Below are 25,639 nucleotides of genomic sequence, written 5' to 3'. Positions count from 1 at the left end.
CATGATCTCCGCCAGACGCCCCGCCGGACGGCCCGTCGGACGACCCATCGAGGACCTGCCGGGCGACCCCCGGTCGCTCAGCCTGGAGTACCACCTGTCCCACGCGGTCGGCGGCGCGGACGGCGACACCCTCTTCGACTGGACGGTGTCCATCCGGGCGAAGCGGTTCAAGGGCCGCACCGTCGGGGGCGTCATCGGCTCGATGACGCTCTTCCGGCTGCGCCTGGACGACCGGTTCGGCCCTCATCCCTTCGAGGCCGCGGAGACCCACGGTGCAGAGCTCTCGGGCCAGGTCCTCGGCATCTACGACCTGGGACACGGCGGCTATCGGCAGGCGTTCCGCGACACCATGACCCGGCCCGACGGCGATCTGCTGGTGCTTCACCACATCGAGCTCGACCCGGCGTGGCGGGGCTTCGGCCTCGGGCCGATCCTCGCCTCCGAGGCGATCTGGACCCTGGTGGACGGCTGCGGCGCCGTCGTCGTCGACCCGAAGGGCGAAAGCGACACGGCGCGATGGGAGAGCGTCGGCTTCCGGCGCCGCGTACGCCCCCTCGGCCACCTCCTGGACCCCGGGTCCCCGGAAGCGCTCGCCCTGTGGAAGGAGCGGCGAGCGGACTTCGGCGCGCTCGCCGAGTCCTATCTCGCCGCCCTCCGCGGCTGAGCCGGCAGATCGGGTCGCCGCGTTACGGCCGCAGGGCCGGCTCGCGCTCCACGTCCCGGCGGTCGAGCCGCGCGTCGTACGGGGCCAGCGGCTTCGCCGTGGGCCGGGCGCCGGCCCACCGCTGCACCGCGGCCGTGGCCCTGGCCTTCTCCTCGGCAGCGAGCTGGGCGATGTTCGAGCCGTGGTTGCCGCCGGCGACGGTGTACACGTACGAATCCCGGGAGCCCTTGCCGAGCCGGAACCGCTCCGCGCCCCACGGGTCGTTCTGCCCGTACACGAACAGCATCCGCCGCGCGTCGTGCCGCACCCAGCCGTCGATGTCCCGCATCGCGTTCGGCCGGAACCGCATCGGGATCTCCCGGGGCACATAGCTGCGCGGGGTGTAGATGCCGGGGTAGCGCAGCAGCCCGTCCAGATGCGGGGTGTCGAAGACGGGCGAGCCCAGTTCCGTGCCCGCCTGGTAGTAGTACGGCGTATAGGTCTCCAGGCCCTGGTCGGTGTACGCGGCGAAGCCCGAGATGTCGTCGATGAAGGCGTACAGCTCGTCGGTCGAGGCGGTCGGCGCGGGCACGTCGGCGCAGTCGCTCACCAGGTGGTACTGCCAGAAGGCCCACACCAGGTCGAGGACGACGTTCTCGTACGCCTTGTCCGCGCTGCCCACGACCGCGAAGGTCTGACCCTCGTCGTCCGCCCACTGCCGGTAGCGGGCGACGATCTCCTCGCGCCGCACCAGCGCCTCCCGCTGCACCGCGTTCAGCTTGGTGCGGCACTCGGCCGTGCCGACGGACGCGAAGAAGCGGTCGTAGGCCGAATCCTCCTGGTTCACCACGTCGTTGGGCGCGACATAGGCGACGGTGGCGTCCATGTCGCCCGGGTAGAAGCGGCGGTAGTACGTCGCCGTCATGCCGCCCTTGCTGCCGCCCGTGGCCAGCCACCGCTTGGCGTAGACCGGCTTCAGGGCCCGGTAGAGGCGGTGCTGGTCGGCGGCCGCCTGCCAGATGTCGAGCTTGGACCAGTCGGCGGGCTGGGGCCGGGACGGGGTGAAGAAGCGGTACTCCAGCGACACCTGGTTGCCGTCGACGATCTGGGTCGGCTCGCTGCGCCGCGGGCTGGTGTTGACGTTGTATCCCGAGGTGAAGAACACCGTCGGCCGGTCGGTGGACCTGTGCAGCAGGGTGAACCGCTGCTCGAAGGTCCCCTTGGACGGGTGCCGGTGGTCGATCGGCTGGGTGTAGGTCAGCACGAGGAAGCGGTAACCCTCATAGGGCTTCTCCTCGACGAAGCTCATCCCCGGTATCGCGAGTATGCGGTCCTTGATGTCCGGCTCCGCCGCGGCCTGTCCCGCCTCGGCCTGCTCCCCCGCGGCCGGTGCCGCGGTCGCGCTGCCGACGCCCGCGCCGACCGCCCCGACGAGCATCACGAGCGCCAGCAGCCATCTGAGTGCCTTGGCCATTCGCCCTCCCCTTCAGTTCGCGCCTCGAGTTCGCACAGATCGCCGAGAACCTATCGGGGCACAGGTGGGCCCACCAGACCCGCCAACTGAAGCCTCAATACGCAGAGTTATGGGCTCCGCCCTCTTTCGTAGCGGGCTGTGATGGCTCATCCTGCCTACATGGACCGAGACGAACGGCACGACCGGAGCGAACGGGCCGAGCGGCTGACGCAGTATCTGACCGAATTGCAGGAACGAATCGATCCGCGCTCGCTGGAGCTGCTCATGCGGCTGCTGCGCGAGCTGAGCACCTCACCGGCCGTCAGCGGGGGAACGTACGAACTCGGCATGGGGCCGGAGGAGAAAGAGCTGTTCACCCCCGCTCTGCAGGCGGAACTGCTGGTGCTGTTCGGCCTGCTCACCTCCCAGGACGAGCGGGTGGTCGTCGATCTCGGCGACAGCCCGCACGCCAAGGGAATGAAGGTCCTGGTCCCCCAGGACCGGGCCGACGACCCGGACTTCCTGCTGCGCCACAAGCAGCGGGTCGCGGCGGAGGCGGAGCAGCGGGAAGCGGACCGGCGCGAGGTGGAGGGGATAGCCAGGGCCAGCGGCATGGAACCGTGATGTAACGATGCGTAACATCGGCTGAATGCCGAGAGTCACCACGGGGGTCACGCGCGGCGGCAGAACGCCCCGGCCGGACCGGTGCACGGGGCACCCGCCCGGCCGGCCGGACGACGCGTCCGGCACCCGCCCGCCGTCAGCCGACGGCCGTCGGCGCCGTCTCCCCCGTGAAGGCGCGCCCCGTGAAGGCGCGCCACAGTTCGGCGTACCGCCCCTCGCGGGCCACCAGCTCCTCATGCGTACCGTCCTCGACGACCCGCCCGTGGTCCAGGACCACCACCCGGTCCGCGCGGGCCGCGGTCGTCAGCCGGTGCGCGACGACCAGCGTGGTGCGCCTGCCCGCCAGGCGGTCCGTGGCCTGGTTCACCAGGGCCTCGGTGGCCAGGTCGAGCGCGGCGGTGGCCTCGTCGAGCAGCAGGATGTCCGGGTCGACCAGCTCGGCGCGGGCCAGCGCGATGAGCTGGCGCTGCCCGGCGGACAGATTGCGCCCGCGCTCGGTGACCTCGTGCAGATAGCCGCCGTCGAGGGAGGCCACCATGGCGTGGGCGCCGACCGCCCGGGCCGCCGCCTCCACCTCGGCGTCGCTCGCGTCCGGGCGTCCGTACGCGATGGCGTCGCGCACCGTCCCGGGGAACAGGTACGGCTCCTGCGGCACCACGCCCAGTCGGTTGCGGTACGCGGTGAGGTCGAGCTCGCGCAGATCCGTGCCGTCGACCCGCACGGCCCCCGAGGAGGGGTCGTAGAACCGCGCGACCAGCTTGACGAGCGTGGACTTGCCCGCGCCCGTCTCGCCGACGAAGGCGACGGTCTGCCCGGCGGGGATCGTCAGGTCGACGCCCGCCAGCGCCTCCTCAGTGTCCTCGCTGTCCTTACCGGCCGCCCCGTATCCGAAGCGCACCCCGTCGAAGGCCACCTCGCCAACCAGCGCCCGCACCTCGCGCGGCTCCTCGGCGAGCGGAGTCTTCGTCGGCTCGCGCAGCAGCTCCTGGATGCGGCGGAGCGAGACCGTCGCCTGCTGGTAGCCGTCGAAGACCTGGGAGAGCTGCTGGACGGGCGCGAAGAACAGGTCGATGTAGAGGAGGTAGGCGACCAGCGCGCCCGCCGTCAGCGTGCCCTCGCCGACCCGCCCGGCGCCGACGATCAGCACCAGCGCGGCCGCCACGGACGACAGCAGCTGCACGAAGGGGAAGTACACCGAGATCAGCCACTGGCCGCGCACCCGCGCCTGGCGGTACGCGTCGCTGCGCCCCGCGAACCGCTCCCGGCCCGCCCGCCCGCGCCGGAAGGCCTGCACGATGCGCAGCCCGGCAACGCTCTCCTGCAGATCGGCGTTGACCACGCTGACCCGCTCGCGCGCCAGCTCGTACGCCTTGACGCTCTGGCGCCGGAAGAAGAACGTGCCGACGATCAGCAGCGGCAGCGCCGCGAACACCACCAGCGCCAGCTGGACGTCGATGATCAGCAGCGCGACCAGGATGCCGAAGAAGGTCAGCACGCTGACGACGGCGGTGACCAGGCCGGTCTGCAGGAAGGTCGACAGCGCGTCCACGTCCGTGGTCATCCGGGTCATGATCTTGCCGGTCAGCTCGCGCTCGTAGTAGTCGAGCCCGAGCCGCTGCAGCTGAGCGAAGATCTTCACGCGCAGCGCGTACAGGACGCGCTCGCCGGTCCGCCCGGTCATCCGCGTCTCACCGATCTGCGCCGCCCACTGCGCGAGGACGATGACCAGCGCCAGCGCGGAGGCGGCCCACACCGCCCCCAGCGCCGACCGCTGGACGCCCTGGTCGATGCCGTGCCGGATGAGCACCGGCAGCAGCAGCCCGGCGAGCGCGTCGATCGAGACCAGCAGCAGGCTGACCGCGAGCGGCGCCCCGAACCCGCGCAGCAGCTGCCGCAGCCCGTACGCCCGCTCGGGGCGTACGGCCAGCGCCTCGTCGACGTCGGGGGTGTCGGTGGCGGGCGGCAGCGCCGCGACCTTGGCCAGCAGATCGGGGGTGGCGGGCATCCCGGCGAGCGCCCCGGCCATCCCGGGCCCGGGCGCGGCGGGGGCGGCGTTCGCGCGGCGGGTCTGCCCGGCCGCGGCGACCCCGGCTCCATCGGCGCCCTCGCGCCGCACCCACAGCTCGGGGGTCACGCCGTCGACGACGCGCCGGACGGGCCGCGGGCCGTCACCGAGCGGCCAGGTCTCGCCGTCGGGCGCGCCGCCGTCCATGGCGCGGGCGGCGGCCGTGTGTGCCATTGATTCCTCGGCCGAAGCCGGTGTCTGCGGCGACTCCGGCCGACCCGGCTCGCCCGGCCCGGCGCCATCGCCGTCTTCCGCGCGGCGGCGGCCGTCCCGCCGCGCGAGGCTGCTGCTGATGACCGCGCGGGCCACGGCGCGGTCCGTGCGGGCGGCCCAGGTCTCGGCCGTGGCCGGGCGGTGGCCGTCCGGGTGCGGCGTGTCGGCCGCGGGGTCGTGATGCGGCGCGCCGGGCGCGCCGTCCAGCCCCGGCACGCCGAGCCCGGCGGCCGAAGCCTCCCCGCCGAAGCCCCCGGCGAGCGCGTCCGCGCCGGAGCCCGCGTGCCCCTCGGGGTGGGTGCCTCCGCCTGCGCGGGAGTCCTCGCTCCTCTGCCCGGCCCCGCCCGGGTGGGCGACCCGGCCCGCATGGCCGTCGCCACCCGCGTAGCCGTTCCCGTTCACCGCCGGGCCGCCCGCGCCGTCGGCGCCACCCGCCCGGGCGGTCGCCCCGTCAGGCGCACCGTCGCCGAGCGACGGGGCCCACATGAGCCCCGCGGCGCCGTCCACCGCGTCCCCCGCGGAGCGGCCCACGCTGCCCGCCGGGTCGCGGGCGATGCCGCTCAGCTCGTCCGGGTCGGTCAGCAGCCGCCGGTACAGGGCGCTGCGCTCGCTCAGCTCCTCATGCGTGCCGACGTCGGCGAGGCGGCCGCGGTCGAGCACGGCGATGCGGTCGGCGAGGGCGAGGGTGGACAGGCGGTGGGCGATGAGCAGGGTCGTACGCCCTGCCATGACGCCCCGCAGCGCCTCGTGGATCTCGTGCTCGACACGCGCGTCCACCGCCGAGGTGGCGTCGTCGAGGACGAGCAGCCGTGGGTCGGTGAGGATGGCGCGGGCCAAGGCGACGCGCTGGCGCTGGCCGCCGGAGAGGGTCAGGCCCTGCTCGCCGACCTCGGTGTCGTAGCCGTCGGGCAGCGCGGAGATGAAGCCGTCGGCCTGGGCGGCTCGGGCCGCGGCGCGGATCTGTTCGTCGGTGGCGTTTGGCGCCCCGTACGCGATGTTGGCGCGCACCGTGTCGGAGAAGAGGAAGCTGTCCTCCGGCACCAGCCCGATCGCGGCGCGCAGCGACTCGTACGTCAGCTCGCGCACATCGTGGCCGCCGACCCGCACCGCGCCCGCCGACACGTCGTAGAAGCGGGGCAGCAGCAGCGAGAGCGTCGACTTGCCGCTGCCGGAGGCGCCGACGACCGCGACGGTCTCCCCCGGCTCGATCCGCAGGGACAGATCGTCGAGGACGGGGCGGGCGGGGTCGTAGGCGAAGGTGACATGGTCGAACTCGACCGTCGCGGGCGCGTCGGCCGGCAGCTCCCGGGCGTCGGCGCGCTCCTCGATGGCGGGCTCGGTGTCGATCAGTTCGAAGACCCGCTCCACGCCGGCCCGCGCCTGCTGCCCGACCGTCAGGACCATCGTGAGCATCCGGACCGGCCCGACCAGCTGTGCGAGGTAGGTGGAGAAGGCGACGAAGGTGCCGAGCGTGACCTGGTCGCGGGTGGCCATCCAGCCGCCCAGCGCCAGCATGGCGACCTGGCCGAGGGCGGGTACGGCCTGCAGGGCGGGGGTGTAGCAGGAGTTCAGGCGCACGGTCCGCAGCCGGGCGGCGAACAGCCGGCGGCCGACCTCGCGGAGCTTCCCGGTCTCCTGCTCCTCCTGCCCGAAGCCCTTGACCACGCGCACACCGGTGACCGCCCCGTCCACGACCCCGGCGACGGCCGCCGCCTCCCCCTGGGCGTACCAGGTCGCGGGGAACAGGCGGGTGCGGCTGCGCGAGGCGATGATCCACAGGGCGGGGGCGAGGGCGAGCGCGATGACGGTGAGCAGCGGCGAGAGCACCGCCATCACGACCAGCGAGATCACGAAGAGCAGGACGTTGCCGATCATCATCGGCACCATGAACAGCAGGCCCTGAATGAGCTGCAGATCGCTGGTGGCCCGGCCGACGACCTGCCCGGTGCTCAGCTCGTCCTGCCGCCTGCCGTCGAACCGGGAGATCGCCGCGAACATCTCGGTGCGCAGATCGTGCTGGACGTCGAGGGCGAGCCGGCCGCCGTAGTAGCGCCGGAGGAAGGTGAGCCCGTAGACCACGAGCGCGCCGATGACCAGCAGGGTGGCCCACGGGGCGAGCGAGCGGTGGTGCTCGACGATCACGTCGTCGATGATCAGCTTCGTGACGAGCGGCACCAGCGCCGTCACGGCCATCCCGCCGAGCGAGGCGCCGAGGGCCAGGGTCACGTCGCGGCGGTACCGCCAGCAGTAGCGGATCAGCCGCCGTGCCCAGCCGCCCTGCCGTGGATCGCCCTGCCGTATATCCGCCTCGTCCGCCATCGCGTCCGCCACCCGTGACCTCCCGGTCTGCCTGTGCTACCGGAAGACATCAACGCTCTGGAGTGCGGATTTCATCCTGCCGCAACAAACCCCGCTATGCCGCGGCGCTGTCCTCCCCGGATACGAGGGTGACCGCCGCGCACCGCCGGGCCAGCTCGTCGAGCGCGAGCCCGAGGGCGCCGGCCAGGGCGGCGACGGTGAAGAAGGCGGGGGTCGGGGCCCGGCCGGTCTCGATCTTGCGGAGGGTCTCGGCGGAGATCCCGGCCGCGGCGGCGATCTCGGTCATGCTGCGTTCGCCGCGGGCCTGGCGGAGCAGGACGCCGAGGTACCGGCCGCGTTCACGTTCCAGCGGGGTGAGAGGGGTGCGCACCATGCCCGTGATACTAATACCGGTATAAGAATTGGTTCGAGGTACGGGTCGCCGGGAGGCCGCCATGGTGGAGATCAAAACCGACGCGTCGCTGGACGCCATGCGCGAGGCGGGGCGCGTCGTCGCCGCCGCGCTCGCCGCCGTACAAGGGGCCGCCGCGGTCGGTGTGTCGCTGCGCGAGCTGGACGAGGCCGCGCGCGCCGTGCTCGCCGAGGCCGGGGCCGGGTCCCCCTTCCTCGGCTACCGGCCGCACTTCGCGCCCACCCCCTTCCCCGCCGTCATCTGCGCCTCCGTGAACGACGCGATCGTCCACGGCATCCCCGACGGCTACCGGCTGCGCGACGGCGACCTGGTCAGCATCGACTGCGGCGCGATCGTCGACGGCTGGAGCGGCGACGCCGCCGTCAGCTTCACCGTCGGCACCCCGCGCCCCGCCGACCAGCGCCTCATCGAGGCCACTCGGCAGGCCCTGGCGGCGGGCATCGAGGCCGCCGTCGTCGGGGCCCGCATGGGGGACATCTCGCACGCCATCGGGGCGGTCGGGCGCGCCGCGGGCTACGGCATCCCCGCGGACTTCGGCGGCCACGGCATCGGCCGCCGCATGCACGAGGACCCGCCGGTGCCCAACGAGGGCAGGCCGGGACGTGGCTACCCGCTCCGGCACGGGCTGGTGCTGGCCATCGAGCCGATGTTCATGGCGGGCGGCCGCGACGCGTACACGACCGACGCCGACGGCTGGACGCTGCGCACCGTGGACGGCAGCCGCGCGGCGCACAGCGAGCACACGGTGGCCATCACGGAGGACGGTCCGCGCGTGCTGACGGCGTTGTGAGGGATCCGCTCGTCACCGCAAGGAGTGTCCATGTTCCCCGTACGGGTGGCCCGGCGGCGGTGTGGGCGGGCCGTTCAGCCGCCGGGCCCGGGCGCTACCCGGCCGACGTCACGCTCAGCTCCGCGATGCCCGCCCGCTTCTTGTCGTCCGCCGAGCGGAGCGTGACACGCACATAGCGCGCGAGCCCCGACTCCCCGGCGTGCCAGCGCCGCCCGTCCGGCGACGTCTCCACCGCGTACGAGACCGGGCGCGTCGCCGTCCACTCGGGCATGACCTCCGCGATCCGCAACGTCCGCCCGAGGTCGGCGGTGAGCGTGCCCGCCGTCCCGTCGGGCACCCACGCCGTCGCCGCGCTGCCGTCCAGCGCCGCGCCCGCGTACATGCCCGGCTCCTCGGAGCTCGCCGTCGCCGCCCGGCACCGGGCCAGGTTGTCGGTCGGCACCAGGTCCGGGCGGCGGGTCTTGAGGACGGCGGGGGCACCGGCGCTCACCAGCCGGTCCCCCTCCGGCGTCTCGACGGTGAAGGGCGCGCCGCCCGTCAGCCGTACCACCGTCTCGTGCGCGCCGATCGCCACGTCGTACGTACGCCCCTGCCAGCGCAGCCCCCGCAGCGTCACCCCGGCGGCGAGCTGGGGCGGCAGCATCGGGTCGAGGCGCACCCGGTCCTCACGCATCCGCATGCCGGTCAGGCCGTACGCGAAGATCTGCAGGAACCCGCCCTTGCCGGTGAGGAAGTCCTGCGCCGGGGAGCCGGACAGCGGGTCCGCGGCGCCCGCCTTCTGCCCGCGCGCCTCCGAGAACAGCGCGAACGGGCCGCGCACGAACGGCTTGATGGCGCGCAGCAGATATGTGTACGCCGCGCAGCCGGGCTCGCCGATGCCCGCCGCGTCGATGGCGTGCACGGAGTCGGTCATGGCCGGGCCGTCGGGGTCGGTGCGGGCGGCGTAGTAGTCGAGGGTGTTGGCGGCCGCCCGGGCGGACATCGGCCACTCCAGCGGGTACATGAGCAGCACCGTGTCCGCCTGCTTGATCAGCGAGCCGTCATAGCCCTCGTACTGCCAAAAGACCTGCCGCTTTTCGTCGTACGGGATGCGCAGCCCGGCCGCGATCCGGGTCCACTCGGCGGGCGCGGGCTCGCCGAGGACGTGCGCGGCGCGGGCCGCGGCGCGCAGCGCGGTGGCGGCGCCGGCGTTGGTGAAGACCGCGTCGTCGACGCCGTTGCTGTACTCGTCGGGGCCCGCGACGTCCTTGACGGAGTAGCTGCCGTCGCCGTTGCGGGTGGCGCGGCCCGCCCAGAACTCGGCGATCCCCTTGAGCACCGGCCAGCCGCGCCCGCGCAGCCACTCCGCGTCCCCCGTCGCCAGGTAGTACTGCCAGGCCGCGAGCGCGATATCGCTCTGGAGGTGGTTCTGGGTACGGCAGTGCGGTGGTTCCCAGCTGTGGCACTCGGACCACAGATCGCCCTCGCTCGCGCTCGTCCAGCCGTAGAAGAGACCGGGATGGCCGAGCCCGCGCGCGTTCGCGCGGGCGGCGGCGCGCGTCCGGTAGCGGTATTCGACGACGGTCCTGGCGAGCTCGGGATGGGCGGCGAGCAGGCTCGGATACATCCAGGTGTCGGCGTCCCAGAAGATCAGTCCGGCGTAGTTGTCGCTGCTCAGACCGGTCGGGGAGATGCTGTCGCGGGCGCCCGCGCGGGTCGCGGACAGCAGTCCGTACTGCGCCGAGCGCACCCATTGCCGCAGCTCGCCCTGTTTGCGCCCGGCCACCTCGATGTCCGCCCGCCACAGCCTCTCCCACGCGGCGGCGTGCCCGGCGAGCAGCGCGGACCAGCCCCGTTCCGCCGCTTGGCGCGCGGCGGCGCGGGCGGCGGCGCGAGGGGTGCGGGCGGTGAGCGCGGTGTCCACGCCGACGTACTTGGCGAGTTCGTACGAGCGGCCGCGCTCGACGGGGAAGGTGACGGTCTGGCGGGCCGACAGATCCCGGACGGGGCGCGCCGTGTGCGGCCGTTCGTCGCCCACGCCCGCACCGGGGAGCAGCGTGGAGGCGACCGCGCCGTCGATGCCGGTGCCGTCCGTACGGAACGCGACGTCCATCGTGCGGCCCTCGTAGCTGTAGCCGCTGCCGCCGGTCTGGCTGATCCGGCGGGCGCCGCGCCCGTCGATCCGGTCGGTCACGGTCGCCTCGCCGCTCCAGCGCGGGGTCATGCGCAGCCGTACGGCGCCCACATGGGCGCGGACGCGGTCGGCGAGCACGTCGTAGACGAGGTCGGTGGCGCGGCCGTCGGACGCGGTCCAGGTGAGGGAGGTGCGGACGAGGCCGCAGCGGAGGTGGAGCGTCTGGCGGTAGTGGGAGATCCGGCCGGTGGGGGTGGCGGAGGAGTACGTCTGTGCGCCGGGCCCGCCGGTCGTCACGTCCAGGGCCGTCCAGGTCGGCAGGGCGGCGGCGACCTGCCTGCCCTCGGTCGTCCCGGGACCCCGTGCGTACAGACCGGCGACGAAGGAGCCGTCGTAGCGGGGCGTGAACAGCGGCCAGCCGGTCTTGGCGCCGGTGGCGGCGTAGCCGGCGCCGTGGGGGGCCACGCGCTGGCCGAGGTAGCCGTTGCCGACGAAGGCGTCGAAGCCGCTGTCCGGGTCGATCCGGGTGGCGGACAGCGCCCAGCCGTCGGAGCCGTCGCCTTGCGGGCAGGCGGTGTGGTGCGGGGCGGCGGGCGCGGCGGGCGTCGGGGGCACCGCGGCGATCAGCGCGCCCGCGAGCAGCGGGGCGATCAGCCGGGCGGGGCGGGGCAGCCGGGGGGAGTACGTCATGGTTCTCCGTCGTGGTTCGCCGGTGACGGTCGCAGCGACCATAAGGAGGCGAACAAGGCGGATCAAAGGGCCACTTCAGAAGTTCAACCACAGAACACACGTCCAGCCCCTTCGCCCCGGACATCGGCCACCGGGCACCGGAGTCGCGGGGTTGTCGCCTCGGCGGCGGACACACGGGCCGAGGGCCGCTCGGCCCCGTCGATTAGGATCGCCGGGTGAACATCTACTGGCACGCCGTAACGCCGCCGCCGTGCGCCTGACCGGGCGCACACACTGAAGGCTTGATCTCGCCGCTCCCGGCCGCCGCCCGCTGATCTCGCGGGCCGCCGTGAGCCGCTGTCGTGCGCCCGTTCGCGAATCCGGTCCAGACGGTTTTCGACAACGGAAGTTCACGACCTGTGGCACACCAGACCTCATCTTCGCCCGGCGTCTCCCCCGCACCCGGCTCTTCACCCGGCGCGTCCCCGTCACCCGTGACCCGCCTCACCGACGGCCCACTGCCCATCCTCACGGCGGCGGTGCTCTGGGGCACCACCGGAACCGCCGCCTCCATGGCCCCCTCCGGCACCTCGGCGGCCGCCATAGGCGCCGCGAGCCTGACGCTCGGCGGCCTGCTGCTGCTCCTCACCACGCGCGGGCGGTGGACACTCTTCACCGCGTCCACCGGCGCCGAGCGGCGGCTCCTCGCCCTCGGCGCGCTCGCGGTGGCCGGATATCCGCTCACCTTCTACCCGGCCGTGGCGCATACGGGCGTGGCCGTGGCCACCGTGATCGCGCTGGGCAGCGCGCCCGTCTTCACCGGCCTGCTGGCCTGGGCCACGGGACAGGCGCGGCCGACCACGCGCTGGGCCGTCGCCACCCTGGCCGCGGTGACCGGCTGCGCCGTCCTGATTCTCGGCCCACAGCTCACGGGGCGCCCGGCGCGCATGGACGCGACGGGGATCGCGCTCGCCGCGCTCGCGGGGCTGTCGTACGCCACGTACTCGCTCATCGGCGGGCGGCTCATCCGGCGGGGGCACCCGTCCGGTGTGGTCATGGGCGCGATGTTCGGCGTGGCGGGCCTGCTGGTGCTGCCCGTCCCGCTCGCCACCGGCACGGCTTGGCTCGGGACCGTACGCGGCGCCGCGGTGGCCCTGCACCTCGCGGTGTTCCCCACCTTCCTCGCCTACCGCCTCTTCGGCCACGGCCTGCGCCACACCGCGGCGTCGGTCGCCACCACCCTCAGCCTGGCCGAGGCCGCGGTGGCGGCCGTGCTGGGCGTCACGGTCGTGGGCGAGCGGCTGCCGGTGGTGTCCTGGTGCGGCCTGGCCATCCTGGCCGTGGGCCTGGTGCTGCTGACCGCGCCGGGCCGGGCGGGCCGCCGCGGACCCCGCTGACCCCACCGTGGAAACCGCTGGGCCCTGGGCGACCGCCCGGGCCCGGCGGGCCGCGGTCTGTCGATCACTCGGTGCCGGGGCCCACTACCCCGACTTCGCCCCGGACGAGCGCGCGATCGGCGTCGGCGTACGGGCGATGGCCGGCTGGGTCGCGCGGCGGACCCGCGGGGCGTGAGGGACCGGCCCGGCGGTTCGGGTCAGCCGGCCCGCAGCAGTGTGCGCAACTCGGCGGTGTCGATGACGTGGGCCCGAGTGGGAAGGACCTGGCGGAGCAGGACGTGGTGGACTTCGGTGTCCGGGTCGGCGACGCCATCGGACAGCACGTAGAGCCGGTAGTCGCGGTCGGCCGCGTCCATGACGGTGGACAGGACGGCGCCGCTGGTACTGATGCCGGAGACGACCAGGGTGTCGATGCCGCGCTCGCGCAGTCGCCGGTCGAGATCGGTGGTGGACAGGCCGCCGTAACGGACCTTGCGGACCACGATGTCGCCCTCCTCGGGAGTCAGGCGCTCATGGAGGGCGACGGCAGGGTCCTCGTGGTGCATGAGGCGGTGCCGGGCCACTGGGGCGAAGGACTTGTTGGCGGCCGGGATCGCGTCCCAGTCGGCCTCGGTGAAGCCGACGCGGACGTAGGCGACGGTGCCGCCGCCCGCGCGAACGTCGGCGACGGCCCCTTCCACACGGCTCAGGAGGACCTCGCGCACCCCGTCTTCGGGCAGAGCGGCGAGGATGGCGGGCTGGTAGTCCATGACCAGCAGGGCGGTGTGTGCGGGGTTGAGTGGAGGGGCAGTGCTCACGCGAGTGTTTTCCTTTCCCTGACTACCGGCATCAAAGCGAGGAGCGGGCGGCGGGAGCAAACAACCGATCAGCCAGGAAGGCACAACGGATCGTTGTGCGGATAGTGCGCTCGGCGTGGATCTCGATGCTGTGCGCACCTTCATGGCCGCCGCGGACGCGGGGCGGCTCCAGGACGCCGCCGCCGAACTGTCCATCACCCGGCAGGCCGTCTCCAAACGCGTCGCCACGCTGGAGAAGACCCTCGGCGTGCGGCTGTTCGCCCGCACCCCGCGCGGGGCGAAGCTCACCATCGACGGACAGGCGTTCCTGCCCCACGCCCGCGACCTCCTGCGAGCCCAGGAACGGGCCGTCGCCTCCGTGCGCCCCGGCCGCCGGCTCGCCCCCGCCGACCTCGCCGGCACCGGATCTGGATGCCCGGTATCGTCCCCGGCACCGAGTGGGCCGCCTACTACGACGCCCTCGCCGCCGCGTTCGGGCTCACCACGAGGTCACCGGCCCCGAGTTCGGCACCGAGCCCCTGCTGGACACCATCGCCGACTCCCGGTCACTGGCGACCTTCGTCGGCGAGCTGACCCGCCTGGTCTGGCCCGCCGGCCACGGCCTGCGGCGCATCCCCGTCGGTCGGTCTCTCCGATCACCCGCGTAGACAGTGCGTCAGGGGCGGGGGTTGTACCGGAAAAGCACTTCAGTTGCCTGGGGCGAAGATGTCATCCGGGGGCTTCCCGGCGTTCGTATCGAGGGCACGGTGTCGTTGCCCAGGAGGGGAGCCAGGCTGTCTCGGGGCGCGGTGCCAGGCTTCCGAAGTGGTTGATGATCGCCCGGAGTCCTGGGTGTGGATTCGCTCGGAGGAAGATGAGCGAGAGCGGGTATACGAACGACGGATTCACGATCGGGATGCGGCGTAGGTCGTGGTTCGTCGGCCAGATGTACCGGTCGCGCGAGCCCACGAGGGTGGCCACGTCTGCGGAGTCCGCGAGGATGTCGAGGAGTACCTCGTTGCCGAAGTTCGGGCCCGCGGCGTCAATGCGGAGGTCGAAGTCGGTGGCGAGCTGATCGTAGAACTCTGCCCATTCGCTTCTCGGCGCGATACCCGGCACCCAGATCCGGTGCCGGCGCAGCTGGGGCGGTGTCACTGTTCGGGCGGAGGCGAGCGGGTGCCTCGGGCCGACGAGGAGTTCCAGCGGGGAGTCGAACGCGTGGATCATTCGCACGTCGCGCGGCAGTGTGGCCGGGTCGGTGACCGAGCGGAACGAGGCGTCGATTTCGCCTGCCTGGACGGCGGTGACCGCCGCGCGCGGGTCGTTGACCCTGAGGGTCACCACGTCGAGGTCGGTTTCGGGATGCGACCGCCAATAGTCGTGCAGGACGACGGCCTGCGCGGATCGCAGGCCGAGAACGTCGATCCGAAGGGCCCGCGAGCCCGGTCTGGTCGCGGTGATGGCGCGATCGACACCCGCGATGATGTTCCGGCCGTGTGGGAGGAAAGCTTGGCCGTCGAGTGTCAGCTCGACCCCTCGGGCGGTGCGGGTGAACAACCGGACGTCGAGTTCGCGCTCGAGGGTTGCGATCCGCTTCGACACGGCCTGTTGCGTGACGCCGAGCTCGTCGGCCGCGTGTTGCAGCTGTCCGAGCTCGGCCGCGCGGACGAACGAGCGCACCGCCTCGGTATCCATGGAGCCAGCATAAGCATGCCCAACCGATGGTTGTGGCTCGCCCGGGAGCCGGTTGTTTGATCCTGCGACGGTGCGGCCGGTGTGATGCGGAGACCCGAACATCGGTTGTCGCGAGGGAGTCGCATGGGCGTGCAGTTGGGGCGCGGTTTCGGTTGGCTGTGGTCGGCCTTCGCCGTCAGTACATACGGTACGTGGATCGCCTTCGGCGCGTTCCCGCTGATCGCGGTCCGTGTGCTGCACTCGCCGGCGTTCGCCGTGTCGCTCCTGGAGGCGGCCGGGCTTGCCGTCGCGGCGATTGTCGCGTTCTCGCTCGGGCCGTGGGTTGAGCGGCGGGCCAAGCGTCCGGTGATGATCACGATGGACCTGATCCGGTTCGTCGCGATGGCAAGTGTCCCGATCGCGCACGTCCTCGGCTTGCTTTCATACGGTCAACTGCTGGTCGTCTCGGTCATCTCCGGGACCGCGAGCATCGCCTTCACTGCCGCGTCCGGCGCGTATCTGAAGTATCTCGTCCGCAGCGATCACCTCCTGGTGGCGAACGGGAGATTCGAGGGCACGACCTGGGTGGCGACCGCGGCGGGCCCGCCCCTCGGGGGCGCGCTCATAGGGTTGCTCGGCCCGGTCATCACTGTCATGGCCGACGCCCTCAGCTACCTGCTGTCCGCGCTCGGGGTCCTCCGCATCCGCGGAGGCGACGTCGCGGCACCCCGCGACCGGGTCACCGGGTTGCGCGGAGCCGACCTTCTCGGCGGCTGGCGGTTCATCCTCCGCAACCCCGGACTGAGGCGCCTGTTCCTCAACTCGATCCTGGTCGGCGGCCTCATCATGGCCACCGCCCCGCTCCTGTCCGTCCTCCTGCTGGGCCAGTACCACTTCGCGGCCTGGCAATACGGTCTTGCCTTCGGCATCCCGGCACTCGGCGGCTTCGTGGGCGCCCGCCTCTCCGCGCGCCTCGTGACCCGCTACGGTCGGCACCGGGTCATGATCGTCTCCGGCTGGCTGCGCTCGCTCTTCCCACTCGGTCTCGCGTTCGTCCGTCCCGGCGTCCCCGGACTCCTCATCGTGATCATCGTCGAGGGCCTGCTGATCACCTGCATGGGCATCTTCAATCCGATCTACGCAACAGAACGCCTGCAACGGACTCCCGCGGATCACACCGCCCAGGTCCTCAGTACCTGGAGTGCCATCAGCAAACTCCTCCAAGCCGCCCTGATGGTGATCTGGGGCGTTCTCGCCACACTCACCAGCCCGCTCGCCGCGATCACCCTGTCCGGCGTACTCCTGCTCGGCACCCCGCTCCTGCTGCCCAAACGGACACATCTGTCCGCACCTGAGCCCGCCGCGCCGGCCGAAGACGTCCGAGTCGCATGATGCGCCGCGAGCGACCTGGACCGTGCCCAGCAGGTGATCCGCCGGCCCGTGGCTGATCTTCCAGTCGGCGCGGATTCCCGACACGCCGTCATTGACGCATCGCAACGCTACCGTCACCCAGCGGACCGCCCCGACGCCGCCGAGCGAGAAGGCCACCGCCGCCTCGAACATCCTCGCTCCAGCACTCCTCGCTGTCCGCGATGAACGCACGGCTGCCGCACTCGGTGCACTCCCGCTGTGCCCCGCCCTCGGTCTGGTTGACGAGCACGGAGCACACGCGGCCACCGCACCCGGCGCATACACACGGGACGATCCTCGCCGGGCTGGTCAGGTCCCCGTCGGGGCCGCGCAGGCAGCGGCAATGGCGGCGGTGTCCCAGTAGAAGGGGTGGACCTCGGCGATCCGCCCGTCCTTGAACGCGACCGTTTGGAGGATGGGAAAGGCGAGTTCCCGGCCGCTGGCGCGAGCGCGAGCGCGCACCTGGGTGAGCACCACCGCGGTCTCACCGGTGGCCAGAAACTCCTGCTCCACCATGTCGAACACTTCCCAAGTCCGGCTCATCTCCACGAAGAACCGCTCCATGCCCGCATGCCCGCGCCAGGTGCCGCCGTAGGGCAGAGCGTCTGCCTGGTGCAGTACGACGTCGGGCGCGAAGAAGGGCGCGAGCACGTCGAATGGAGCCTCACCCGGACCTCCGGCCGCCAGGTACTCCGCCTCGGCCGTATACATGCCGGTGAGGATGGCCAGCGAGTCCGTCGTCGATGAATCAGTCATGCCGCCAGCATGGTCGCCCCCGTCGGCGCATGCTGGCGGCATTCGGACCTCGCAGTACCCGCCGCGACCGCCACCCTCGCACCCTGCTCTACGCGGCCACCGGCGCCCGCTCGTCGAGCAGCCCTTCGCCCCGCAGATCGGCCCACACGCCGTCCGGGATCTCGACCCCGAAGGAGCCGAGATTGCTCCGCACCTCCTCGGCGGTGCGCATGCCGACCACAATGCCCGCGACGACCGGATGCCGCAGCGGAAACGCCATCGCCACCTGCGGAAGCGTCACGCCGTGCGCCTCACAGACATCCGCGATGCGATGCGTCCGCCGGAGCAGCTCCCGCGAGGCGGGCGCGTACTCGAAGTGCGCGCCTTCGGCAGGGCGCGGGGTGGCCAGCAGACCCGAGTTGAAGATCGACGCCGCGAGCACGGAGACGCCGCGCTCGACGCAGGCGGGCAGCAGGTCGTCGAGGGCGCCGTGCTGGAGGAGCGTGTAGTGGCCGGACAGCATCACCGCGTCCACATCGCCCTCTTTGACCAGCTGGGTCAGCATCCCGGTGTGCCACATCCCGGCGCCGATGGCTCCTACGACGCCCTCGGCCCGCAGCTCGGCGAGGGCGGGATAGCCGGTGCGCAGGGCGTCGTCGAAGTGCTTCTCCGCGTCGTGGAGGAAGAGCATGTCGATGCGGTCGACGCCCATGCGGGTGAGGGAGTCCTCGACACTGCGCCGGATGCCGTCGCGGGAGAAGTCCCACACCCGGCGGTGCGTCGCGGGCACCTGGAACCCTTCGTCCATGCGGCCCGCCGGGTCCTGCGGGACGAGCAGCCGGCCGACCTTCGTGGACAGCGTGAACTCGTCGCGCGGCTTGGTACGGAGGAGCTCGCCGATCCGGCGCTCGGAGTGGCCGATGCCGTAGTGCGGCGAGGTGTCGAAGTACCGGATGCCGAGGTCCCACCCGGCGGCCAGCGCGGATCCGGCGGTCTCGTCGTCCAGTGCCTCGAACAACCCGCCCAGCGGCCCGCCCCCGAACCCCAGCTCCGTGACCTCTACCGTGCTGCGGCCGAGCCGGTTCGTCCTCATTCCGCGGGTCCTCCTCGTGTCCTGGCGGCGACGGGCGGCAAGTCTGCCCTGGGTGCGGCGGGGCGCCAACTGGTTTTCGGGGCGGAACCGGTTCAGGGGGTGAGGTGGTCGAAGTCGCCCGCCTTCACAGCGGCTATGAACGCGGCCAGGCCGGGGCGGGTGGGAGTGAGGACGACGTGGGGGTCGTCACTCTCCCGTATGAGGGTGGTGTCGGCGCGCCGCGCGAGCTCTACGCAATCCGGCCCATTGCCGCCGGAGAACGATGACTTCCGCCAGTTCAGTGATTCGCTCATGCCTGCCTTCTCATAGTTCGCGTGCGATATGACGGATGAGCTGCCGGGAGTCCTCGACGCCGAGCGAACCGCCCTCGGCGATGTCGAGCAGTTCCCGGTAGCTCTGCAAGTCGGCCTCAGCGTGTAGATACCGCCCGCCGAGCGGCGTGTCCACCTGAACCGTGTCCAGCTGCGGGACAGCACCGCCCGCGTAGAGCACTGGCTGCGTGACTTCGATGAAGTCCTCGTTGGTGAAGGGGACCACGCGTAGCGTCACCGTGGGCCACTCCGCGACCTCCAGGAGCCGTTCCAGTTGGGTCCGCGCCACCTTGCGGCCACCGAAGCGCATCCGCAGCGCGGCCTCGTGAATGATCGCGACAATTGGCGGAGGGGTCTCACGGTCGAAGATGACCCGGCGCCGCAGGCGATGCTCGACTCGCGCCTCGATCTCATCGTGCGGCAGCCTGGGGACGACTCCGCTGAACATGGCTCGGGCGTAGTCCTCCGTCTGGAAGATCCCGGGCAGCGAGACGCTCCGCACCGAGCGCATATAGGTGGCGTGGTGTTCCAGCTCCGCCACATCGAGGAAATCGGGCGCAAGGATGCCCCGGTACTCATCCCACCAGTGTTGACCGCGGTGCTCACGCGCGATGATGCACAAGGCTTCGATCAGCGCATCGTCCCCGCACGAGTAGAAGGTCGCGAGCCGATGGATGCGCTCCTCGCTGACGCCGATCCGCCCGGACTCGATGTGGCTGATCTTGCCCTGGTCGGTGCCGAGCAGCCCAGCGGCCTCACGTGCCGTCTTACCCGCGCGCTCGCGGAGTCTGCGCAGTTCGGCGCCCAAGCGCGCTTGTCGAGCCGTGGGGTTGTCCCTGGCGGGCATCGCGTACGTTCACCCATCCTTCCGGCCCTCCGGGCCTCGCATAGCAGTACCCCTACGACCACCCACAGGAGTGACATCTACTCAGTAACGTTGCTACGGGGCACACTTCCAACCTACCTTCTGTGATCGTACCGCTACTGAGACAGCACATCGCGCGGCGCCGGAAGGGACCATCGATGACCGACCTGCCACCCCAACTCCTCACCGAGGCAACGGAACCGGCCCACCGCTACCGACTCCGCGCCCCCAACATCCCCGAAACCGCCAAAGTGGCCCGCGACATGGTCGCGGGCCTGCTCACGGCCACCGGCCACCCCGCCCTCGTCGAGACCGCGCGCCTCCTGGTCAGCGAGGTCGTCGCGAACGTCCACCTCCACACCAAGGTGTCGCTGCTCACCCTCGAAGCGACGGTCCGTAGCCCTCAACTCCACGTCCCCGTACGGGACGATGACCCGCGCGGCGTCCCCTGGCCGCCCGAACCGCGCCACCCCGAGACGGAGGCCGACGCGGAGCACGGGCGCGGACTGCTGCTGGTCCAGGCGTGTTCCGACGCCTGGGGGACGGTGTGGCACGGCGGGCTGCGGCCCACCGGCAAGAGCGTGTGGTTCTCGCTGTCCGACGCCCCGGGCCTGCTGACCGCGAGATGATCCTTCGGCGGGTCACCCCGGAGACTGGTCGAGGTCAGAGCGGAGCGCCGCCGAACCCGATCTCGTTTCCGTCCGGATCCTGGTACGTGACCTTGCGCACGCCGTTTGAGTAGGTCTCGCGAGTCCTGGGCTCCAGCCCCCGATCAGCGATCCCGGCGACACGGGTGTCGAGATCGTCGACGAAGACGGTGTGTATGGCGTGGCCGCCGTGTCCGGGCCGGTGCTCGATGTACACATACCGGTGTTCCGCCAGCTCCCACACGGCCTCCGTGTCGTTCGGGATGAACGTCGGCGAGGAGCCGAACAGCCGCTCGTACCAGGTCAGCGCCGTTGCGTAGTCGTTCACCGGGATGCCTGCGAATAGGTCGACGGCCATGACGCCATGGTAGGTCCAGCGACGCCCCGCATCTCAGCCCAGCTCACACGCCGCCCCCGCGACGCTCCCGGTCCGGCCCAATGCCAGTGCGCCCTCTGTTACCTCTTGCGTCGCGAGCGCCCGAATATGCATCAGACAATACGAAATTCTTACGGACTGCATCGATTCAGTTACCGACAGCCGGGTCAGGCCCTCGCCGTCACCTTGGCGGGTGAGGGGGCTGAGGCGGCTGGGCAGGGCGCGACGGGACGCGGGGCAGCGTCCTCCGCAGCCAGTCACGCCCGCGGTCGTCGAGCTTCAGGTGCCACTGGACAAAGCCGCACCCGGCACAGACGAAGGCCGCGAGGTCAGCCCGCCTCACCTTGAAGCCACCGGGCTTGCAGAGGCTGAACCGCGCGGAACCGGAGACGTAGATCTCCGTTTGGCGGATCTCTTCGCTTCCGCAAGAAGCACACCGGCCGTACTTGAGGTCTTCGATCACCATACGGCCGACGTTATGTCGTGCCACCGCCCAAGCGCACCCCGCCGCTGAAGCCTCACGCGCCGCCGGAGGCCCGCCCCGCCGCGATCTGGCGGGCCATGATCGTCGTCAGCTCGTACGCCGTGTGGGAGGCGGCGACGGAGGTGATCTCGGCGTGGTCGTAGGCCGGGGCCACCTCGACGACGTCGGCGGAGACCAGGTGGCAGGAGGACAGGCCGCGCAGGATTTCCAGGAGCTCGCGGGAGGTGAGGCCGCCGGCCTCGGGGGTGCCGGTGCCGGGGGCGTGGGCCGGGTCGAGGACGTCGATGTCGACGGAGATGTAGAGGGGGCGGTCGCCGATGCGCTCGCGCAGTTGCTGGGAGACCTCGTCCACGCCGCGCCGCATGACGTCGGCGGAGGTGACGATGCCGAAGCCCATCTTGGCGTCGTCGTCCAGGTCCTGCTTGCCGTAGAGCGGGCCGCGCGTGCCGACGTGCGAGAGGGCGGCGGTGTCGAGGATGCCCTCCTCGACGGCGCGCCGGAAGGGCGTGCCGTGGGTGTATTCGGCGCCGAAGTAGGTGTCCCAGGTGTCGAGGTGGGCGTCGAAGTGGAGCAGGGCGACCGGGCCGTGTTTGCGGGCGACGGCGCGCAGGAGGGGGAGGGCGATGGTGTGGTCGCCGCCGAGGGTCATCAGGCGGGCGCCGGTGGTGAGCAGGTCGTCGGCGGCGGCCTGGACGGTCTCGACGGCCTCGTCGATGTCGAAGGGGTTCGCGGCGATGTCACCGGCGTCGGCGACCTGGGCGAGGGCGAAGGGGGAGGCGTCCTGGGCCGGGTTGTACGGGCGCAGCAGCCGGGACGCCTCGCGGATGGCGTTGCCGCCGAAGCGGGCGCCGGGGCGGTAGGAGACTCCGCTGTCGAAGGGCACGCCGACCACGGCGACGTCCGCCGCGCCGCCGACCTCGTCGACGCGCGGAAGCCGGGCGAAGGTGGCGGGGCCCGCGTAGCGGGGGATGCGGGAGGAGTCGACAGGGCCGAGGGGGCGGCGGTCTGCTGTGGTCATGACTTTGAGGGTAGGCAGCGCCGCCGGGCAGGCACATGTACGTTCCCGACGGCCGCGGCCGTCGTTTTGGACGCCGCGTCCAGGTCACGCCTGGCGCGGGGGCGCCGCCCCCGGGCGCGCCCCGCGCGCCGGTCAGCTGTCCGCGGGGCTCCCCAGCGCCGCCGCCGCGGCCGCGACGGGGTCGGTGGCGGTGGCCTCGGTGGGCGCGGCAGCGGGCGCCAGGTCGCAGACGAAGCCGAGTCGCTTCATGGCGCGGACCACCTCGCCCGCGGTGAAGTCGCGGCGGTCCTGGCGGGTGATCACCGCTCCGACCTGCTTGGCGGGGTAGGTGCGGCGGCCGATCCGGACCGCGGGACCGGTGATCGGTTCGGGCTTGACACCGCTCATCGCTTCCTTCACCTCGTTGGCGGTCAGATCGAAGGCGTAGTTGGCGATGACGCAGCGCATAGGACCTCAAGGGGAGAGGAGGGAGGGAGCCGGTAAGGCCAGGGTCCCACATCGGACGCCCGGCGGTGTAGGAAGATTCACTCGGCGTGGCTCCCCACTCCGGACGCGATCCATGCTAGCGTCGTAGCAGTTGCAGTTTTGGTACCCATGAACTTTATGTGCGCCTGACGGGACATGTAGCCATCAGGCGCATTTCGTTTTTACCGGTCGTGTCCGGATGGGGTCATTGCGGCGACGCGGGATCCGAGAGGTTCGGATTCGGGCTCTGCCCCCAGCAAAAGGAGAAATGACATGGCTACCGGCACCGTGAAGTGGTTCAACGCGGAAAAGGGCTTCGGCTTCATCGAGCAGGACGGCGGCGGCGCTGACGTCTTCGCCCACTACTCGAACATCGCCACCCAGGGCTTCCGCGAGCTCCACGAGGGCCAGAAGGTCTCGTTCGACGTCACGCAGGGCCAGAAGGGCCCGCAGGCCGAGAACATCGTGCCTGCCTGACGTAGCACTACAGCAGTAACGAGCCGGGGTCCGCGCCCGAAGAGGCGCGGGCCCCGGCTCGCGCGTGACCGCACCGGCCCCCTCGCGGCCGGGCTCAGAGACGGTGGCATTTCGCTCCCAGCCGACGGCCGATCGACGCCTTGGCATACGGCCCCGTCATTCACTCCGCTCTCCGGCACGTTCTACGAATTTCTCGCCCCCGGGAAGAACAATCCCGCTGGGGAGTCCTCCTCGAAACGCGCCGTACGAGGAAGGCCCGTATGAATCGCCCTGCCCGCTCGTCCCGCAGCGCCTCACCGCGCTCCCGCAAGCGCCGCTCCTCCCCCGTGGGCGGTGCTGCCGCGCCTGGCCCCGTACCCGCCCGCATACCCGCTGACGGGAACGAATTCGCCCTGCCGCCGAGCACCACCCCGCTGCTGCCCGCCGTCGGCTCCTTCGCCGAGCTGGACCTGCCGGACGAACTCGCCGCGGAGCTGGTGCGCCAGGGCGTGACCGTGCCGTTCCCGATCCAGGCGGCCGCGCTCCCCAACGCGCTGGCCGGGCGCGATGTCCTGGGCCGGGGCCGGACCGGCTCCGGCAAGACCCTGGCCTTCGGGCTGGCCCTGCTGGCCCGCACCGCCGGGCAGCGTGCCGAATCACGCCGCCCCCTGGCCCTGGTCCTGGTTCCCACCCGGGAGCTGGCCCAGCAGGTCACCGACGCGCTCACCCCGTACGCCCGGACGCTGCGGCTGCGGGCGGCCACCGTGGTCGGCGGGATGTCGATCAACCGCCAGGCGGGGGCGCTGCGGGACGGTGCCGAGGTGGTCATCGCGACTCCGGGGCGGCTGCACGATCTGATCGAGCGCGGCGACTGCCGGCTGGACCAGGTGCGCGTCACGGTTCTCGACGAGGCCGACCAGATGGCCGACATGGGCTTCCTCCCCCAGGTGACCCGGCTGCTGCGGCAGGTCCCGGCCGGCGGCCAGCACATGCTGTTCTCGGCGACGCTTGACCACAACGTCGGCCAGTTGGTGCGCCGGTTCCTCGACGATCCCGCCGTGCACTCGGTCGACGCCTCCGCGGGCGCCGTCACCACGATGGAGCACCATGTGCTGCACATCGAGGACACCGACAAGCGCACCGTCGTCACCCGGGTCGCCGCCCGGGACGGCCGCGTGATCATGTTCCTGGACACCAAGCGCGCCGTCGACCGGCTGACCCGGCACCTGCTGGCGAGCGGCGTGCGGGCGGCGGCGCTGCACGGCGGCAAGTCCCAGCCGCAGCGCACCCGGACCCTGGACTACTTCAAGGCCGGCCACGTCAGCGTGCTGGTGGCCACGAATGTCGCCGCCCGGGGCATCCACGTCGACGACCTCGATCTGGTCGTCAACGTCGACCCGCCGGCCGACCACAAGGACTATCTGCACCGCGGCGGCCGCACCGCCCGCGCGGGCGGCTCCGGCACCGTCGTCACCCTTGTCCTGCCGGAGCAGCGCCGTGCGATGAGCGGCCTGATGGCGGACGCGGGCATCACCCCGCACACCGCCCGGGTCCGCTCCGGAGACACCGAGCTGGCCCGGATCACCGGCGCGCAGGTCCCGTCCGGTGTCCCCGTCACGATCAGCGCACCGGCCGCGGAGCAGGCAGCCCCCGGCGGCGGCGCCGGACAGCGCCGGAGCCGAGGCCCTCGGCGCGGCCGCCGGGCGGGTAAGTCCCGGCCGGGGTCGGCTTCATGATCCTGTCAGGGCCCGGATGATCCTGTCAGGGCCCGGACAGTAGTGGATGCCCCCATTTCCTCGCGGCAGAGGCGACAATGGATCGCATGCCGATACCCAGCTCCGCGCCCAGCCGGGCCGAACTGATCGACCACTTGGTCCGCACCCGCATCGCCGGCGACGTCGCCACCCCCCGAGACAACAACCTCTCCCACTACCGCAAGCTCGCGAACGGCGACCGCCACTACTGGCTGGGCCTGGAACTGGGCGACCGCTGGGCCGATGAACAGGACGTGCTGGCGGTCATGGCGGAGCGCTGCGGCGTGGTCGACGACCCGGAGCACCGCGCCGGGCAGGACACCATCGACCCGGAGCTCACGGTGGGGGCGCTGGACCGGATGGCCTCGGTGCTGCGCAAGGCGGCCGAGGCGCGGGAGCGGGTGCTGTTCGCGACCGGGCACCCGGGCGGGCTGCTGGACGTGCACCGCTTCACGGCGGCGGCGCTGCGGGCCGCGGGGTGCGAGATCGTGGAGATCCCCGGCGGGCTGACGGCGGACGAGGGGTACGTCTTCCAGTTCTGTGACGTGGCGATGCTGGAGCGCGGCGCGACGCTGTGGCACACCCACTCCCCCGCCCCCATGGCCGCGATCCTGGACGGTCTTGAGCAGGAGGGGCGGCCGCTGCCCGATCTGGTGGTCGCCGACCACGGCTGGGCGGGGTGCGCGGGGCAGCGGGGCATCGACGCGGTGGGGTACGCGGACTGCAACGACCCGGCGCTGTTCCTCGGCGAGGCGGAGGGCACGCTGCAGGTGGTGGTGCCGCTGGACGACCATGTCACCAACCCGCGGTTCTACGACCCGATGGTCGCCTATCTGCTGGACGCGGCAGGACTCACCGCCCAGCCCTGACGCGCGAA

Annotated in this window: 23 protein-coding genes and 1 pseudogene; 11 read left to right on the top strand and 13 right to left on the bottom strand. The window is 72.0% G+C overall.

All coding sequences use genetic code 11. The annotated features are described in order from the left end of the window. The first annotated feature begins 1 nt into the window (after position 1). A complete protein-coding gene (locus PV419_RS30450) occupies positions 2–664 on the top strand; it encodes a hypothetical protein (protein ID WP_319694427.1) in 663 nt (220 codons plus the stop codon). 22 nt (positions 665–686) lie between these two features. On the opposite strand, the gene PV419_RS30445 is transcribed toward PV419_RS30450, so the two are convergent. After that, positions 687–2,117, bottom strand: coding sequence for a S28 family serine protease (locus PV419_RS30445; RefSeq protein WP_319694426.1), 1,431 nt, complete (start codon positions 2,115–2,117; stop codon positions 687–689). Between the two features lie 159 nt (positions 2,118–2,276). Here PV419_RS30445 and PV419_RS30440 point away from each other — a divergent pair, with 159 nt between their 5' ends. Then, positions 2,277–2,720 (top strand): hypothetical protein, encoded by a 444-nt coding sequence (locus tag PV419_RS30440; RefSeq protein WP_319694424.1) that lies wholly within the window; start codon positions 2,277–2,279, stop codon positions 2,718–2,720. A gap of 136 nt (positions 2,721–2,856) precedes the next feature. Here the strand turns inward: PV419_RS30440 and PV419_RS30435 are convergent, their stop codons facing one another. Then, positions 2,857–7,317: an ABC transporter ATP-binding protein gene (locus tag PV419_RS30435; protein WP_319694541.1), complete on the bottom strand. Its 4,461-nt coding sequence runs from the start codon at positions 7,315–7,317 to the stop codon at positions 2,857–2,859. Between the two features lie 94 nt (positions 7,318–7,411). Next, positions 7,412–7,690: a helix-turn-helix domain-containing protein gene (locus tag PV419_RS30430; protein WP_319694423.1), complete on the bottom strand. Its 279-nt coding sequence runs from the start codon at positions 7,688–7,690 to the stop codon at positions 7,412–7,414. A gap of 61 nt (positions 7,691–7,751) precedes the next feature. Between PV419_RS30430 and map the strand changes: the two genes are divergently transcribed. Beyond that, positions 7,752–8,519, top strand: a complete 768-nt coding sequence (gene map / locus PV419_RS30425; protein WP_319694422.1) for a type I methionyl aminopeptidase — start codon at positions 7,752–7,754, stop codon at positions 8,517–8,519. A 94-nt stretch (positions 8,520–8,613) separates the two neighbouring features. On the opposite strand, the gene PV419_RS30420 is transcribed toward map, so the two are convergent. Beyond that, positions 8,614–11,322 carry a glycosyl hydrolase family 65 protein gene (locus tag PV419_RS30420; protein ID WP_319694421.1) on the bottom strand — a complete coding sequence of 903 codons (2,709 nt, stop codon included), beginning with the start codon at positions 11,320–11,322 and terminating at the stop codon, positions 8,614–8,616. A gap of 473 nt (positions 11,323–11,795) precedes the next feature. On the opposite strand from PV419_RS30420, the gene PV419_RS30415 reads away from it, so the two are divergent. After that, on the top strand, positions 11,796–12,698 hold the full coding sequence (locus PV419_RS30415; protein WP_319694420.1) for a DMT family transporter: 903 nt from the start codon (positions 11,796–11,798) through the stop codon (positions 12,696–12,698). 7 nt (positions 12,699–12,705) lie between these two features. Beyond that, positions 12,706–12,873, top strand: coding sequence for a hypothetical protein (locus PV419_RS30410; protein ID WP_319694549.1), 168 nt, complete (start codon positions 12,706–12,708; stop codon positions 12,871–12,873). A gap of 22 nt (positions 12,874–12,895) precedes the next feature. On the opposite strand, the gene PV419_RS30405 is transcribed toward PV419_RS30410, so the two are convergent. After that, positions 12,896–13,495 (bottom strand): cysteine hydrolase, encoded by a 600-nt coding sequence (locus PV419_RS30405; protein ID WP_319694418.1) that lies wholly within the window; start codon positions 13,493–13,495, stop codon positions 12,896–12,898. Between the two features lie 115 nt (positions 13,496–13,610). Here PV419_RS30405 and PV419_RS30400 point away from each other — a divergent pair. After that, positions 13,611–14,115, top strand: a pseudogene (locus tag PV419_RS30400) (LysR family transcriptional regulator); the annotation flags it as partial. 88 nt (positions 14,116–14,203) lie between these two features. Here the strand turns inward: PV419_RS30400 and PV419_RS30395 are convergent. Then, positions 14,204–15,169, bottom strand: a complete 966-nt coding sequence (locus tag PV419_RS30395) for a LysR family transcriptional regulator (RefSeq protein ID WP_319694417.1) — start codon at positions 15,167–15,169, stop codon at positions 14,204–14,206. 123 nt (positions 15,170–15,292) lie between these two features. Here PV419_RS30395 and PV419_RS30390 point away from each other — a divergent pair, with 123 nt between their 5' ends. Beyond that, positions 15,293–16,540, top strand: a complete 1,248-nt coding sequence (locus tag PV419_RS30390; protein ID WP_319694415.1) for an MFS transporter — start codon at positions 15,293–15,295, stop codon at positions 16,538–16,540. Positions 16,541–16,867: 327 nt separating this feature from the next. Here PV419_RS30390 and PV419_RS30385 read toward each other — a convergent pair whose 3' ends face one another. The 4 genes from PV419_RS30385 to PV419_RS30370 all read right to left on the bottom strand — a co-directional run bounded on the left by PV419_RS30385 (position 16,868) and on the right by PV419_RS30370 (position 19,544). Further along, positions 16,868–17,314 (bottom strand): nuclear transport factor 2 family protein, encoded by a 447-nt coding sequence (locus tag PV419_RS30385; protein WP_319694413.1) that lies wholly within the window; start codon positions 17,312–17,314, stop codon positions 16,868–16,870. Positions 17,315–17,402: 88 nt separating this feature from the next. Then, complete coding sequence (locus PV419_RS30380; protein WP_319694411.1) at positions 17,403–18,386, bottom strand: aldo/keto reductase; 984 nt, start codon at positions 18,384–18,386, stop codon at positions 17,403–17,405. 92 nt (positions 18,387–18,478) lie between these two features. Continuing rightward, the gene (locus PV419_RS30375) at positions 18,479–18,679 is read right to left on the bottom strand and encodes a DUF397 domain-containing protein (RefSeq protein ID WP_319694409.1); all 201 of its coding nucleotides are present in this window, start codon (positions 18,677–18,679) and stop codon (positions 18,479–18,481) included. Positions 18,680–18,689: 10 nt separating this feature from the next. Continuing rightward, positions 18,690–19,544 carry a helix-turn-helix transcriptional regulator gene (locus PV419_RS30370; protein ID WP_319694408.1) on the bottom strand — a complete coding sequence of 285 codons (855 nt, stop codon included), beginning with the start codon at positions 19,542–19,544 and terminating at the stop codon, positions 18,690–18,692. A gap of 176 nt (positions 19,545–19,720) precedes the next feature. On the opposite strand from PV419_RS30370, the gene PV419_RS30365 reads away from it, so the two are divergent. Further along, entirely contained in the window at positions 19,721–20,191 is a 471-nt protein-coding gene (locus tag PV419_RS30365) for an ATP-binding protein (RefSeq protein ID WP_319694407.1), read from the top strand. A 34-nt stretch (positions 20,192–20,225) separates the two neighbouring features. Here the strand turns inward: PV419_RS30365 and PV419_RS30360 are convergent, their stop codons facing one another. The 3 genes from PV419_RS30360 to PV419_RS30350 all read right to left on the bottom strand — a co-directional run bounded on the left by PV419_RS30360 (position 20,226) and on the right by PV419_RS30350 (position 22,534). Further along, positions 20,226–20,567, bottom strand: coding sequence for a VOC family protein (locus tag PV419_RS30360; RefSeq protein ID WP_319694405.1), 342 nt, complete (start codon positions 20,565–20,567; stop codon positions 20,226–20,228). A gap of 536 nt (positions 20,568–21,103) precedes the next feature. Next, positions 21,104–22,087: an agmatinase gene (gene speB / locus PV419_RS30355; RefSeq protein WP_319694403.1), complete on the bottom strand. Its 984-nt coding sequence runs from the start codon at positions 22,085–22,087 to the stop codon at positions 21,104–21,106. 132 nt (positions 22,088–22,219) lie between these two features. Beyond that, positions 22,220–22,534, bottom strand: coding sequence for an SCO5918 family protein (locus tag PV419_RS30350; RefSeq protein WP_319694402.1), 315 nt, complete (start codon positions 22,532–22,534; stop codon positions 22,220–22,222). 291 nt (positions 22,535–22,825) lie between these two features. Between PV419_RS30350 and PV419_RS30345 the strand changes: the two genes are divergently transcribed. The 3 genes from PV419_RS30345 to PV419_RS30335 all read left to right on the top strand — a co-directional run bounded on the left by PV419_RS30345 (position 22,826) and on the right by PV419_RS30335 (position 25,631). Further along, entirely contained in the window at positions 22,826–23,029 is a 204-nt protein-coding gene (locus PV419_RS30345) for a cold-shock protein (protein WP_311729690.1), read from the top strand. A 260-nt stretch (positions 23,030–23,289) separates the two neighbouring features. Further along, entirely contained in the window at positions 23,290–24,744 is a 1,455-nt protein-coding gene (locus tag PV419_RS30340; protein WP_319694398.1) for a DEAD/DEAH box helicase, read from the top strand. Positions 24,745–24,830: 86 nt separating this feature from the next. Continuing rightward, positions 24,831–25,631 carry a phosphatase gene (locus PV419_RS30335; protein ID WP_319694396.1) on the top strand — a complete coding sequence of 267 codons (801 nt, stop codon included), beginning with the start codon at positions 24,831–24,833 and terminating at the stop codon, positions 25,629–25,631. Positions 25,632–25,639 lie beyond the last annotated feature (8 nt).

Source organism: Streptomyces sp. ME19-01-6 (assembly GCF_033793745.1).
Classification (GTDB): Bacteria; Actinomycetota; Actinomycetes; order Streptomycetales; family Streptomycetaceae; genus Streptomyces.
The sequence above is the reverse complement of the archived record's forward strand: the minus strand, read 5'-3'. Positions and strand labels throughout refer to the sequence as shown.